This window comes from Bythopirellula superficialaquae (assembly GCF_059632245.1).
Map to the genome: position 1 here is coordinate 4711117 of NZ_CP197426.1, position 13562 is coordinate 4724678.

At 55.2% G+C, this 13562-nt stretch carries 10 protein-coding genes and 1 pseudogene; 2 read left to right on the top strand and 9 right to left on the bottom strand.

Annotated features, from left to right (window positions below):
* Positions 1–4 precede the first annotated feature (4 nt).
* The 3 genes from SH678x_RS19495 to SH678x_RS19505 form a co-directional block, all read right to left on the bottom strand.
* The gene (locus SH678x_RS19495) at positions 5–1612 is read right to left on the bottom strand and encodes a hypothetical protein (RefSeq protein ID WP_496920127.1); all 1608 of its coding nucleotides are present in this window, start codon (positions 1610–1612) and stop codon (positions 5–7) included.
* A gap of 90 nt (positions 1613–1702) precedes the next feature.
* Positions 1703–3061, bottom strand: coding sequence for an ABC transporter permease (locus tag SH678x_RS19500; RefSeq protein ID WP_496920128.1), 1359 nt, complete (start codon positions 3059–3061; stop codon positions 1703–1705).
* Between the two features lie 224 nt (positions 3062–3285).
* On the bottom strand, positions 3286–3966 hold the full coding sequence (locus SH678x_RS19505) for an ABC transporter ATP-binding protein (protein ID WP_496920129.1): 681 nt from the start codon (positions 3964–3966) through the stop codon (positions 3286–3288).
* Positions 3967–4494: 528 nt separating this feature from the next.
* On the opposite strand from SH678x_RS19505, the gene SH678x_RS19510 reads away from it, so the two are divergent.
* Positions 4495–4728 (top strand): hypothetical protein, encoded by a 234-nt coding sequence (locus SH678x_RS19510; protein ID WP_496920130.1) that lies wholly within the window; start codon positions 4495–4497, stop codon positions 4726–4728.
* 84 nt (positions 4729–4812) lie between these two features.
* Here the strand turns inward: SH678x_RS19510 and SH678x_RS19515 are convergent, their stop codons facing one another.
* From SH678x_RS19515 to SH678x_RS19525, 3 genes and pseudogenes are all read right to left on the bottom strand, one after another.
* The gene (locus tag SH678x_RS19515; RefSeq protein ID WP_496920131.1) at positions 4813–5550 is read right to left on the bottom strand and encodes a PEP-CTERM sorting domain-containing protein; all 738 of its coding nucleotides are present in this window, start codon (positions 5548–5550) and stop codon (positions 4813–4815) included.
* A 328-nt stretch (positions 5551–5878) separates the two neighbouring features.
* Positions 5879–6466 (bottom strand): annotated as a pseudogene (gene rpsD, locus SH678x_RS19520) (30S ribosomal protein S4); the annotation flags it as partial.
* Positions 6467–6547: 81 nt separating this feature from the next.
* Entirely contained in the window at positions 6548–7291 is a 744-nt protein-coding gene (locus SH678x_RS19525; protein ID WP_496920132.1) for a tetratricopeptide repeat protein, read from the bottom strand.
* Between the two features lie 402 nt (positions 7292–7693).
* Here SH678x_RS19525 and hemP point away from each other — a divergent pair, with 402 nt between their 5' ends.
* Entirely contained in the window at positions 7694–7861 is a 168-nt protein-coding gene (gene hemP, locus SH678x_RS19530; protein ID WP_496920133.1) for a hemin uptake protein HemP, read from the top strand.
* A gap of 315 nt (positions 7862–8176) precedes the next feature.
* Here hemP and SH678x_RS19535 read toward each other — a convergent pair whose 3' ends face one another.
* The 3 genes from SH678x_RS19535 to SH678x_RS19545 form a co-directional block, all read right to left on the bottom strand.
* Positions 8177–11035 carry a PAS domain S-box protein gene (locus tag SH678x_RS19535; protein WP_496920134.1) on the bottom strand — a complete coding sequence of 953 codons (2859 nt, stop codon included), beginning with the start codon at positions 11033–11035 and terminating at the stop codon, positions 8177–8179.
* A 163-nt stretch (positions 11036–11198) separates the two neighbouring features.
* A complete protein-coding gene (locus tag SH678x_RS19540) occupies positions 11199–12368 on the bottom strand; it encodes a prenyltransferase/squalene oxidase repeat-containing protein (RefSeq protein ID WP_496920135.1) in 1170 nt (389 codons plus the stop codon).
* 36 nt (positions 12369–12404) lie between these two features.
* On the bottom strand, positions 12405–13556 hold the full coding sequence (locus SH678x_RS19545; protein ID WP_496920136.1) for a prenyltransferase/squalene oxidase repeat-containing protein: 1152 nt from the start codon (positions 13554–13556) through the stop codon (positions 12405–12407).
* Between the last annotated feature and the right edge of the window lie 6 nt (positions 13557–13562).

Genomic DNA, 13562 nt, shown 5'->3' on the forward strand with positions numbered 1-13562 from the left:
GAACTTAAGAGGTGGGAGGCTGTGGCGAATTGCTTTGCGAATGACTCGCATGGCCACCGCGAAGCATGACGTTGAACAACCCCATCAATAGAATTCCTACGACGATCGGCACGACAATGATCGTCATCTTGCTGGGGGCGGCCAACACCTGGCTGCCATTGGTGAGTTTTTGCTTCACAGGAGCTGGCTTTTTGGTGGATGCAATCGACTTGGGCTCTTTCGTGTCAGATTCGGATTTCGCGGGTTCTGCCGCTGTAGTTTCGTCCGTTGTCTTCTTGGCGGCGGCCTTGCCTCCACCCGGTGTCAAACCAAATGCCAAATAGCTGCGAGCTCGTTTCACTCCTTCGGGATCGATCCCTTCCAGCTCCGCCACGGCGGCGTTGGCCTTTTCGCCAACGGCTCCTGGCTGCTCCGCCGCGGTTAGCAAGTAAGACACTACAGGCTGCCGAATCCAGCCATCTTTGTCCGAGGCTTTAAATTTCTCCACGAGCTGGTCCATGATCTCCCAATCTTCCCAGCGGGTGAGATCGGGGATCACCTGATCGGCGATTTCTTCATTGTCTAATAGCAGTCGCATGGACTGCACGAGCCGCTCGCGGGGAATTTCCGACGATTCTTCGCCGTGAAATCGCAGAGCCATGATCGTCGAATACTGCTGCGTGTATTCGGTTTTGGGATTCTTCAAAAAGCGTTCTTCAACGACCTCTAAACCCTCGGGGCCCTTGAGTTTCAAATAGGCTGCAATCAACGCGTCGAGGCATTGCTGTTTGGCTCGTACGTCGGCTTGCACCAACTCGTCGACCAGCGGGGCACCAATGGCCGAGCCCCCCAAGTCCATCACGCCAATCATCGCAGCGAGTCCCGGCTTGAGCGATTCGTAATCGTACTTGAGCAGCTTTTCGAGCATGGCCACGTCTTCTTGCGTGCCGCACACGCCGAGCATGGTCAGATACAAACGCCGTCGCGTGGGTCCAACTTGCGAATCTAAAATCCAGTCGACCAGTTGCTGGCGGTCGAGCGCGTCTTTCAAATCGATCAAATCTTGGTACGGCGCCCGGGCGAACTCGTCATAGGCATCCTGGCCGAGCAGCGGATCGCTGTTCTCCAAATAGCCCATGAAGAAATGCAACCGATCGCGGCCCGATTGAGGAATCTGTGGCAACTGTTTCACATACTCCACCGCGGCGGGGCTCAACGGCAAGGGCGTGCCCCACTCCAGTTTGTCGCCTTGGATCCCATGAATCAAAAATTGCTTGTCGGGGGCATCTTCGCCGAAGTAGACCGTCTCGATGATGTCGCCGGGCTTGAAGTCGCCGCGAATTACTTCGACGACCTTGAATTCCGCGCCTTTGTAGGCCCCCGTTTCATCTTCCTCAAAGGGATCACGCTCGCCATCTTCTTCAGCAGGAGCCGATTTGTCGGCCACCGGTACCGCAGGTTTGACCTGAACGGCGATCACCGCGGCGTCGGCAGTCGAAAGCTCTTCGCTCATCGTTTGCTGAGTCACATCGCAGAAGGGGCAGGCCCAGGCATTCAGAATGTCGCCAAAACTCAGCAAACATACGAGTGCCAGGATTGTGCCGCGACGAAGAACCGAATTGGAAATGTGCATGCCCATAATCTCTTGCCACCCGAAAATTGCGTAAACTTTATTGTACCGTTTCAGGGACCGAGCGAACACCAAAGCGGCCCGCCGGACGACCTATCGCCCACCTCCCAGGATTCGCGCGACGTCGGTCCGATAGGCCGTCAACGCCGGTAAAAAGCCCACCAGTGAGGCGAACACCACCAGCCCGGGAATTAGCAGACTTTCCTGCCAATTGAAGTTCCAGAATCGCAGCGCGATCCCCGTGTGCGACTCGACAATCGGACCGGCGATTCCCAGCACGGCGTGCCCCAAGAAGACTCCCGCCAGACCACCTAACAGCGAGAGCAAAATCGATTCGACCAAGATAATACCCATCACCGCCGTGCGACTCGCCCCCAAGGCCCGCATGACGGCGATGTCGTGCGAGCGTTCGCTCATCGAGTTGTAGATGCTCACCAAGATGCTGATCCCCGCCACGATGATGATCAAGATCGTGAGCACGAACAACACGATCTGTACCGGCCCAACAATGCCCTGCAACAATCGCTCGACGACAAAGCCAGGCGCGATGGCCTGGGCGATACGGTCGCGGCCCTTGTTGATTTTCGAGTCGAGCGTCATCGCTTCCGTGCCGGTATCTTCCTTGCACAGCACAAGAATCGAAGTGACTTCGCGCTGATCTTTTGGCAAGGGTTGCATGCCATAGTTCGGATCGTTGGGATCCACACCTTCCGAACGTGATTTATCCTTGAGAGCTTTATCCACCGAGGTGGCGATCTTGCCTTCCTCGGGAGTGAGGGCATGACCTTCGAGCAAATAAAAGCCTTCGATATTGGCAAAGACGGCCCGGTCGTTGGCGGTGCCCGTGGGGGCAAGAATTCCCACGACGGTGAACTCGGTGTGCTTATCCCCTTCGGCACTCATGCCGTGGGTCGGTTGAAATTTGTCGCCGACTTTTAAACCCGTCTTGCGGGCAGCAACTGAACCGATGACCGCTTCAAAAAAGTGATCGCTTTGGAAATTGCGACCTTCTTGGAAGCTGTAGGTCTTATTCGTGCCATCGGCGTTGGCACCGTAGGAGATTTTGTCGAACAAATCAGGTGTCGTGGCGACCACGCGAAATTGCTGCCCGTCGGCCTGCAAACTATCCCCGAGGCAATACGGCACGGCGACCTCCGTATAAGGAGCAAATTCGCCTTCGGTGAATTTCTCGAAGTAGCTATACGGAATTGGATACAACGGCCTGCCCAAGTGAAAGACGGTCGTCATGACCAATTGCAGATCGCCCCCCTTGCTGCCGCCAACGATCAGATGATAGCCCTGTGCATCGTTGGAAAACTGCTCGACCGTGACGTCGTGAATCACGATCACCAGAATCATCAGCGCCACGCCGAGCGCCATAGATAAACCGGTGAGCGAAGACGAGAGTGCTCGCTGCTTGATATTTCGCCAGGCGATTTTCCAGAAGCTCATATTTTATCTGTTGTTAGTAGTCTGTAGTTTGTGGCTGCTTGAGTTGCACATTTCGTCATCCTGAGGGAGGCTCGCCGACCGAAGGTTCTAGTCAGCCAAGTGTGGAGAGTCTAAGCCCAGAACTGCATGGCTCTAGACTCTGGACTTTCCCCTCTCGGCTTCAAGCAAGATTCTTCTCGTCGTAGAACTCCTATCAGAATGACCCATTCGTTAATCGGTCATAGTTATTTAGCCGTCACCAAGCCCACGGCTTTGTTGACTTGTTCCAAATACTCGACGCGCGGAAATTGGCTGGCGACCTCAGTGCTATGCGTCACCAGCAACATCGCAATGTTTTCACGGTCACAGGATTCGCGCAAGAGATCGATAATCTGCTGCTGATGCGCCGGATCGACGTTTGCCGTCGGTTCATCTGCTAGCAAAAGTGCCGGCTTGTTTGCTAGCGCCCGTGCTACCGCCACGCGCTGCTGTTCTCCCACCGAGAGTGCCGAGGGCTTGTGATCGAGCCGGTGGCTAAGGCCGACATCTTGGAGCAGTTTTTCCGCCCGCGTCGCGTCGGGCTTTTGGCCCGTGAACGACATGCCAAGTTGCACGTTTTCGAGGGCCGTGAATGCTGGCAATAAATTGAATGTTTGAAAAACGAACCCGATGTAACGAGCGCGGAACCGATCGCGCCCCACTTCTTGGAGTTTGACGATGTCGGTGTTGTTGATCTTGATGCTGCCAGAATCGACCGTGGTCATCCCCGCGATGCAGTTGAGCAGTGTTGTCTTGCCACAGCCGCTGCGGCCCCGCAGCACGACCTGCTCCCCTGCCCCGACCGAAAACGAGTCGATATCCAAGATGGGCAGCAGTTCGCCGTTGGCTTCGTGGTAGGACTTGCGGACATTCTGAATGTGAAACATAGAGGGCGGCCTAACGTGTAATGAAGCTAGCGAGTCCGACAGTCTTGTCCGAAACAATGGCCAGCGAAGAAGCGAATCTAGCGGTTCCGTGGATCGCGCAATAGGCGGTCTTACCGTGATAGCTAGTGCTAGTACGCCGGGAATTGTCGAAAAGTTCTGACGAGTTGGCATATCCTACAACCGTGCGTTGCAACATTTACAACGCGAAGCGTAGGCCTTGCGACAATTTGGCAAAATCGTCGGCCTTTTCTGGGTAGATCGGTTTTGGCATCCCCTTTGCTTAACAAAAGGGCGGTAGAAGAGAATGTGGTCGACAGGCGGCTCAGACCCGCGGGTAATCCAGGCCCGAGCCAAGACGGTCAGTCGATCGCGAGAAAAGTCCCACCTTAAAGTCTCCCCCCTCCGAGGGTCGACGAGGTCTCCCGCTCCTCGTCGGCCCTCTTTTTTTTGATTTATCAGCGAACTACCTCCTCCAGCTTGCAGCGACTAAAATAAGTTCAAGTCGTTGTTTTCTCAGGGGAGCATTTCATGTCCGCCGAAACACCCGTTCAATATATTTCTGACGAGAGTGGCAATGCCGTGGCGGTCATTGTTCCCATCGATGTGTGGCACGCGATAGAATCGGAGCGCGAGACGTATTATTTGCTTAAGAGTGATGCCATGCGCAAACGGCTTCTTGAAGCTAAGGATCGCACGGGAGGTCTATCGCTTGACGAAGTCCGTCAGAAACTTGGAATTTCTGCAATTGGTGCTTTCAATTAAATCTCACAAAGGGCCGCCCGCTGTTGGCAGCGGTGTGTAGAAGTGCCTTTGAGAATCGCGGGCGACCCATTTTGCGGGAAGGAATTAGCGACGCTTACGCGACAACGCCAATCCGAACGCACACAGACCGGCCAAGGCCAGCGAAGTTGGTTCGGGAACGAATGATGGCGCGAAAGCCTTGCCGGAGATCATCGAGTCGACGCGCAATTGGTCGAAGCTCGAATGAATTTCTTCCGTGAATTGCACACGGAAATCACCTGCGTAACCCGGCAAGAAGAATTCCCAAATCTGCACGGCCAAGGTCACTTCACCCATGCTCGACGAGACGGTTCCATTGAACATCTCATCTCCATTGATGAGTGCCGCGGAATTCGCACCACCGGTGATGGGGCTACCACCCAGGTCGACGATTTGCAGCGTACCGGGAAGTACAGTCTGACCTGTGCCGCCCAAAGTGGCAGCCGTTTGCACGATCACATGTGTGCCGGCGCCGGCACCGTGATTGTAGATATTCGCCGAGACGGGATAGTTGCCACTGAACGAATAGAAATTGCCAGAGCTAGCACGGAAACCAGGGGAACTGACGCTCAAGAGAGGCAACGTCGCAATGGCAGGATTCGTCGAGTAGAAACCTGCATCTGGCTCATTATTTGTCGACGCAGCCAGTGCATCCCAGGTTTGGCTCGTTGAACCGGCATCGCCCACATTCCAACCCGCGGGTTCGATGAACATAGCGCCGGTGGCGGTGTAGCCTGCCAGCGCGGCGGAAGATAGTAAGAGGGCAACCAACAGTGCGGGTGCCAAGAATTTCATAAGTTTCATTAGTCTTAACCTTGGTAGGAAACTAGGTGAGATGAAAAGGAAGAAACAATCGATGGGGTGAGTGCCGCTCCGGTTGGTCATGTCCAAGCGTCGGCATTAATAGTCATTCGCAGCAAAACTTCAGAGGCAGGGTCCTTTCTCATGTTCATATTTCATGGCGATAAACCTTTGAAAACTCGTTCTCTATGTCATCCCGAGGTGAGTTCCACGAGCCGAGGGATCTGGTTCGAACTCGCTTGCGCGTTGAGAACACGTAAGACTTGAATCCAGAATCTTTCCGCCTCCGACGGACCTAGGCTCCCTCAGAATGACTTACGGAGTAAATCTACTATCTCGACAACAACTCGATCACGAGGCCCACGTCGACGGGTAAGGTGATGTCGGCCACCGTGGGCAATCGCAATACCGTGATCTGCAAATTCTCGGCGTCGACGGCAAACCAATCGGCGTTCTCTCGTTCCCCACTGGCGAGCAGCTCACGATACATATCTACGAGCTGCCCTTTGCGTTTCACGTGAATGACGTCGCCCGCTTGAACCAACGCCGAAGCGATATCCGTCCGGCGGCCGTTCAGCAAGAAGTGCCCATGGCCGACCCCTTGGCGAGCTTGCGGACGGGTTTTCGCAAACCCCGCCAAGCGGACGACGCTGTCGAGCCGCCGCTCGCATAAGAGCAGCAAATTTTCTCCGGTGTTGCCGGCTTGCCGTTGGGCCTTGTCGTAAAGCCGATGCAACTGCTTTTCACCGAGGCCGTAGTAATATTTTATCTTTTGCTTCTCGCGCATCGACTCGCCGTACTTGGAGAGCTTACGTGGTGCCGGTGCCATCCCGGGCGGTTGCGGACGGCGATCTGTGGCACGCATGGCCCCTGCGCTTTCAAAGATCATGCCCCCCAAACGGCGATTGATGCGAGCCTTAGGTCCGTATACCGCGACATGTGAATTCCTTAATTTTAGTTAGCCGGCATCGTCCCGATGCCGTGTTGGTAATGCTGTTAATTAAGCCCCAGGCCACTCACCCGCGAGCACCATTAACCGATTGCGACAATCAGTCGCGCGATCGCTGTGACCCGCGGCTTCAAAAATATGTTGCATGAGCGTCAAACAACGGATGCAGGAAAATTCGTCCGAGTCGACCGCTTCCAACAGCGCGGCCCCGTCGTTGCTTTGGCCCGTTTCGTGGAGCAGCCAAGCAAGCGTAATTCGGCAGTCCTTGTCTTCCGGGGCCAAATGATGGGCGCGAAACAGCGTCGGCAAAATGCGCTCGACCGGCATGCGTAATCGTCGCATGTAATGCACAATCCCTTTGAGCGGCTCGGGATTATCGGGCATGCGCTTCGCCGCCGTCCGGCAAATGGCAAGCGCGTGCTGATATTCGCCGTAGCGGCCCAGGCCCGCGGCTAGGGGTTCCATCAATTCGTCGTCCAACGAGTCGAGGGTTGCGACGTGGCGGCAAATCGCTCCGGCGGCTTCACGAAATCCCCGTGCGTCGTAGCACTTGGCGAGCACCAGTTGTCCCCGCGCGGAAAGCGGGATCATGATACTGGCTTGTTCGATCGCCGCCCGAGCTAGCTCGGTGTCGTTGATCGCAAACGACAAGACCCCCAACAGCTCCCAGAGCTTGGCGGCATGGGGCCGCTCTTCCAGGTGTTCCTGAAGCTCATCAATCGCTTGTCGAGTTTGCCCGGCCTTGTGGAGGTCCACCGCCCGGCGACTAAGAGCACAACTTTGTTTCGTAGACATGCGCGGCGAATCCTTTCATAGGGAGAGCAGCGAGAGTACGTGGAGGGCCCGACCGACAGCACTGGCGTCAGAACGAAGGTGGTCCGCCTGAGAATCGCAGCGGGCGAACACGGAGCCCTTGCGGTAGCAAACCAAATCAGAAACAGCCAGCGACACGGTTTTCTCTCCAAACACACGGTTTTTTGCCGCCGAATTGCATCTGGCGGGCATCACGTGGCTGGCTAGAATAAAAACCTAGCTGGCTGCGTTTATTTAGATTTATACTTGATAGTGAGTATCAATAGCATTATCTTAACGCTTCTCTGAGCGCTCGCAAGGAGCTACTCACTAGATTTCAGAAATTTTTTGGGACACCGCCGCAGCTTGTGGCCTTACCTAACGCCCACCAATCACGGGAGAGATATGACCGATCAGAAGCCTGAATCAGCTCCCAAGTCGGAGGCCGTAACCGTCCGCGAGATCGGCTCAGCTGAGATCTTCCAGGGCGAGCGAACCGTTGTGATTTCCCACGAGGGTGTGCAGTATCGTTTGTATATCACGCGCAATAACAAACTGATCCTGCATAAATGAGATCAAGAAGTGGCCAAAGATCTTTGTCGAAATTGGCCGCTCGATGTGGTAAAAGGGACCGTTGACCGTATGACTGTAGAGAAAATCTACAGTCTACTGTCCTTCGTCCACAGTCCTTCACCGAGCTTTGCAACAATTGGAGGGCCGCAAACCAAGCAAACCTCGCCAAGCTGGCAAACCTGAAAAGCAATGCATCGCAATTAGAAATTATTCGTGTGATTCGTTTTATTCGTGGTTTGAATTTTTCATGAATTGGAAATCGCGAATAAACCCTGCCAAGTTGGAAGAATTGAACACACGGCGCTAAGAATGCGCTCAAGCACGATTGATGGAGAGCACGTCGCGGAGTTGATCTGCCGTGAAGGGTTTTGTGAGAAATGCGTCGAACTGGTGTTCGTCACCTTGCGGCTGATATTCCGAGCCGGTCATGCCCACGAGCAGCGGAACATGGCCATTGGCCGCGCGGGATGAGGCGAACAAGCGTGGCGCTTCCTCGAAGCCATTTTCCCCTTCGAGAAAGTGATCCACGAGCACCGCATCGACGGGCTGTTTTTCGAGGAGTTGTCGAGCCTCGCTCATGTTCGCGGCGGCGTGGGGCTCGAAGCCGATCGTTTTAAGCAAACTCAACAGCGAGCTGCGCACGAGCTCATTATCGTCGATGACGAGCACGTGTTGCTCAGTTTCAGAGGTAGGTTCAGGCATGATAGTAGGTGGAGAAGCGCATGCAGACTTGTGGATTTGACAGAGAGCAGCGCTCAATTCGCGCGATCCTGCCGGCTTGGCGATGAAACCGCTGATTCCGGCCTCTTTGGCGGCATCTTCATCGACTTGCCCTGCGTCCCCCGTAATCAGCAGGATCGGTAACTTAGGATGACGACTATGAACATGTTCGGCAAGCTCCAATCCCGACATTCTGGGCATCGTAAAATCGGAGAGCAGCACGTCGAAAGGTTCGCGAGTGTGCGCCATGCACGACAGGGCCTCTTGCGCGGAGCTGCAAGCCGTCACCTGATGGCCCAATTGTTTGAGCACAAGTTGCATCGACTTGAGCGCTAGATCGTCGTCGTCCACGAGCAAGATGTGCGATTTCATGACACCTTGCTCGGGCGAGTGGCCGTTGCGATCGTCGAGCGTGGTTTGATCGATGCACGGCAAGAGCACCACGAAGGTCGTTCCTTTGCCGACGTGGCTTTCGACTTTGATCGTGCCCCCCAGATCTTGAACCGTGCCGTGGACGACCGAGAGTCCCAGCCCGGTCCCTTCGCCGTCGGGTTTCGTGGTAAAGAACGGATCGAAAATGCGGTTCAAATCGGCGGGAGAAATTCCTTGGCCCGTATCCTTGACGCTGATTTCGACGTACTCCCCCGCCGGGAAATCGTCGGCCTCGAAATGCTTTTTATGTGCCGAGACAGTCAGCGTGCCCCCCTGCTTCATGACGTAACAAGCGTTGCTGCACAAGTTGGACAAAACTTGGTAGAGTTCCGCAGCGTCGGAATTGATGATGCCGCAATCTTCGTCGATTTGAATTTCCAAACGAATATGCGGAGGGACCGACATCCGAATCAGCTGCAAGGCGTCGTTGAGCATCGCTGTGACTTGAGTCGGAACCCGCTCGGCACGTTCCCCCTTACGGCCAAAGGTGAGAATCTGGCGCACAAGCGTTTTGGCGCGATCCGCGGCCAGATGAATCTGTTGCACCTGATTGGCTTCGATACTGCCTTCGCGCAGGCGTGTTTGCAGATTTTCCGAATAAATCAAGATCGGTGTCAGCAAGTTATTGAAATCGTGGGCGATCCCGCTGGCGAGCATGGCGATCGATTCCATCCGCTCGGCCGCGGTCAAGCGTTCCTCGGTTGCCCGCTGCTTGGTGACGTCGCGGCCAATGCACTGGATTTCGCGCAAGTTGCCATTGGCGTCGAAAATCGCCCGGTCGATCCATTGATTCACGACCACTTTGCCGTTGGTCACGTCGCAATGTTCGTAGTAGAGAACAGGATTGTCCTTCGTGAGTCGTGCGAAATTCTCGCGCATGCGGTCATGATCTTCGGGAGGAATATGCTCCCACAAAGGCCGACCAATCAATTCACGCCGGCTCTTCCCCAGAAAGCGGCAATAGGCGTCGTTGGCAAAAACGCGAATGCCGTCGGGCGTGTAACGGGCGATCAGGTCGACCTGGTCCTCGACGACACTCCGGTAAAGCTCTTCGCTCTTGATGAGTCGTTGTTCAATCTGCACTCGCTGCGTGGCATCGGTCAACAGGGCAAGGGACATGCGTTCGTCGTGAAGTTGCACATCGCTTAAAGCGATTTCCAACGGAAACTCGCTGCCATCTTTGCGCTGACCGTGGAAGTATTTTCCGACGGGAGGGACGAGCGTGTGTCGGCCATCGACCTTATCCGCGAGCGATCGGAGATAGGAATCGCACAAGTCGTGAGGAATCAGGATTTCCAGTGGCTGCCCCAACAGTTCTTCACGCTTGTAGAGAAACATTTGCTCGACAAGCGAGTTCACCAGCGCGATTTTGCCGTTCTCGTCGACGGCTACCACGCCTTGAGCGGCCGAGTCCAATAAAGCGCGCAGCATCTCCTCGGTACGGCCGACATCGTGGGTCGCCAGGGTCAGCGAAGCCAAGTCGGCCAATGAAATGACAAACTCTCGATCCTCTTCGGTCCAGTGACGAGGCTCGCCGACGTGTTCGCAACAAAGAACGCCACGGAGCCGCTCACCCACACGCAAAGGGGTATCGAGCATCGAAGTGATGCCGTGCTTGGCCAAATAGTTTTTGTCGAATTCTTCGGTTTGGACGTCGGTGGGGGCATAATCCGCCGCGATCACCCCTTCCTGTGCTAAGAAAGAAAGGTAGCGCGGGAATTGCTTGGTAGGAAGTTCTCCCCCCGAAAAGTGCTGATCGTCGCTGCGAACATAGAGATTCAAACAGCGAAGCGCCGTGTTGTCGCGGTCAAGAAACCAGATGCTGGTACGCTCGACGTGGAGGAAATTGCCGACTTCTTTGGTGAACGTGCGGAGCTTGGCATCGAACGATTGGTTGGGATTCTGCTGCGAAAGGGCCAATCGCAATAGAACGACTTGACGTTCTTTGAGCTGGCTCTCGCTGCGGCGAAGCTGTGCCAGCTCGATCTGCAAATCTTTGATGGGTTTGACCAACTCGGGCATGGGGATCCCAGGGCTCTCGACTTGCTTATGTATCCTCGAGTATGAATCGCTTTTCTCGCGGAATTTCAGTTTAACTACGGAGTTCGTTCAGGGAAAGCGCAGTGTCGACCAGGCACGATCTTGAGCCTTGAATCACTAGCTCGTGCATGACAAATCAGAAAGATTAGCGTTGAAAGACAGGGAGCAACTGATTAGGTGCTCCCAATGCCAACAGACAAATGGCCGAGGTATAAGCATTGCCGAAATAGGTGTCACGTCCGTGATTTTCGGGCTGCCAATATCCTTCAGTACTTTGACCGGCGAGCACCGCTTGCACCGTTCTGGGGTAAAACTCGTGCCACGGCGCTCCCCCCAATTGATACATGGCTTGGCAGCATGTTAGCAAACCATAGTGATAGCGATCGTCGTCGCGCCGACTGACGCTCATGCCACCGTAACCATTATATTCGTCGAATCCGCTTTGCAGGATCCATTCGCCGGCGCGTTTCGCTTCGGGCGTACCGTGCAACCCCGCATGGGCGAGCGCCAACACTCCTGCCCCCGACATGCCGCGCGAAATGCGTTCATCAGGCCCGGTTTTGTAAGAAAAGCTCCCCGTTTCGCGCCGGAAACAGCGACGGACATAGCCGATCGCTCGAGTGATTGGCTCGTCAGCGACGTCGAAGCCAGCGTTCTTGGCTGAACGGAGGAACATGAGTTGCCAACCCGTCACCGACAAATCGGAATCCCGGTCGTCGTAATCGTCCAAATAACGCCAACCCCCTTCGTCGACATCGTAATCTTTCGGCCAGTCTTGCATCTCGAGCGTCGCATCCAAGGCGTGCAGGATAAACGGCTCGATTTGCTCGGCACGTTTGGCACCGTTCATGGCGTAGGATTCGCAAAGTACTAGTGCGCCGATCGCGTGGTTGTAAACCACGGTGTAGCCGATTTCGTGATCGACGTTGCGGCTAAGTGTTTCGCCGTTGGGGGCGACAAGGGCCAACAAACCGTTGCGTTTCTGGCAGCCGACGATATAGTCGATCGCCTTATCAAGCTCTGTGCCGTACTTGCCTTGCCCGGGCACATGGCCATGTGCCATGAAGGCCAATACACACAAACTGGTCACGCCCGGTTGCGCATGAGGCATGGACGGAAACGAGCCATCGGGGTTCTGTTGTCGCGCCAGCCACCGAAGCCCTAGGTCGACGGACTCATCCACGGATTCCCACTCTTCGGCGGAGAGAACGTCGGCTGCAACTTCTACGGGCTGCCAATTGGGGTCGCGTTGCTGTGAAAAACTATTCACAGAAACTGCGATAAGAATTCCCACAGCAATGAGCAGGCGCTTCATGGTTTGGCATGCCAAAAGGTTGAATAAGCAAAAACCTCAACGCTGAAACACTGGCAACAACTGATTTGGTGCGCCTAACGACAGAATCGCGAGCGCGGTTGTGTATGCGTTGCCGTATTTGGCATCCGCGGTATGACTTTCTTGAGACCACGAGCCATCGGGTTGCTGATTGGCGACCAGCGTTCGCGCCAGCGGTGGGAAGAACTCCCGCCAGTAATCACCGCCCATTTGATACATCCCTTGGCAGCAATTGAATGCGCTGTAGTGGTAGCGATCGTCGATCCAGCCCGTCCTGCCGAAAGTTTCCAGACCGTTGTACTGGTCGAAATCGTAGCGCAAGATCCAGTCACCAGCGGCTTTGGCCTCGGGGGAACGATGATGGCCCGCGTGCGCAAGCGCCAAAATCCCCGCGCCCGCCATACCACGGCTCTGGCGATTTGCCCGTGTCGCCATGAGTTGAAAGATTCCATAATCGGGCTGAAAGCACCGCTGCACGAACCCAACAGCGTCGTCGATGGGTTCTTGTGGCACGTCGAAGCCTGCATTCTTGGCGGAACGCAGGAACATCAGATACCAACCGGTGAGCGACAAGTCAGAATCAAAATCCTCTTCCTCGCCGCTGAACACGTCGACATACCGCCAGCCACCAAAGTCGATGTCGCGGCGCTTTGGCCAGCGTTGCATAAGCAGTGCCGCAGCGATCGATTTTTCGATGACTGGTTCGAGCTTTTGCGCGACGTCACTTCCGCCCACCGAATAGTTCTCGCTGAGCACCAAGGAACCAATCGCGTGGTTGTAACTTGCTACGCTACCAATTTCGTGGCCCACTTGGCGGGTAATCGTGGGGCCATTTGGACCGATCAGCGTCACCAAGCCATTTTGTTTTTGGCAACGAGCAACATAGTTGATGGTTTTAGTGAGTTGATCGCCGTATTTGCCTTCGCCAGGAAGATGTCCGTGCGAAAGAAAGGCCATCTCGCACAATGCCGAGATCGCCGGTTGGCCATAAGGGAGCGTGGGGAATGAACCGTCGCGCTGTTGTTGTTTGGAAAGCCACACCAGTCCCCGTGTCACGGCCCGATCAACGTCTTCCCATTCTTTTTCCGAAAGAACGTCGTCCAAACCTTGCGCGAGGCAAGCATTGGTCGCGAACAACATCAGTCCACAAAACAGCAAAAGTCGCGGCACAATGCA

Excerpts from the sequence above, each read along its gene's own strand:
- SH678x_RS19495 (WP_496920127.1), bottom strand. The coding sequence starts at position 1,612 with ATGCACATTTCCAATTCGGTTCTTCGTCGCGGCACAATCCTGGCACTC.
- SH678x_RS19500 (WP_496920128.1), bottom strand. The coding sequence starts at position 3,061 with ATGAGCTTCTGGAAAATCGCCTGGCGAAATATCAAGCAGCGAGCACTC.
- SH678x_RS19505 (WP_496920129.1), bottom strand. The coding sequence starts at position 3,966 with ATGTTTCACATTCAGAATGTCCGCAAGTCCTACCACGAAGCCAACGGC.
- SH678x_RS19510 (WP_496920130.1), top strand. The coding sequence starts at position 4,495 with ATGTCCGCCGAAACACCCGTTCAATATATTTCTGACGAGAGTGGCAAT.
- SH678x_RS19515 (WP_496920131.1), bottom strand. The coding sequence starts at position 5,550 with ATGAAACTTATGAAATTCTTGGCACCCGCACTGTTGGTTGCCCTCTTA.
- SH678x_RS19525 (WP_496920132.1), bottom strand. The coding sequence starts at position 7,291 with ATGTCTACGAAACAAAGTTGTGCTCTTAGTCGCCGGGCGGTGGACCTC.
- hemP (WP_496920133.1), top strand. The coding sequence starts at position 7,694 with ATGACCGATCAGAAGCCTGAATCAGCTCCCAAGTCGGAGGCCGTAACC.
- SH678x_RS19535 (WP_496920134.1), bottom strand. The coding sequence starts at position 11,035 with ATGCCCGAGTTGGTCAAACCCATCAAAGATTTGCAGATCGAGCTGGCA.
- SH678x_RS19540 (WP_496920135.1), bottom strand. The coding sequence starts at position 12,368 with ATGAAGCGCCTGCTCATTGCTGTGGGAATTCTTATCGCAGTTTCTGTG.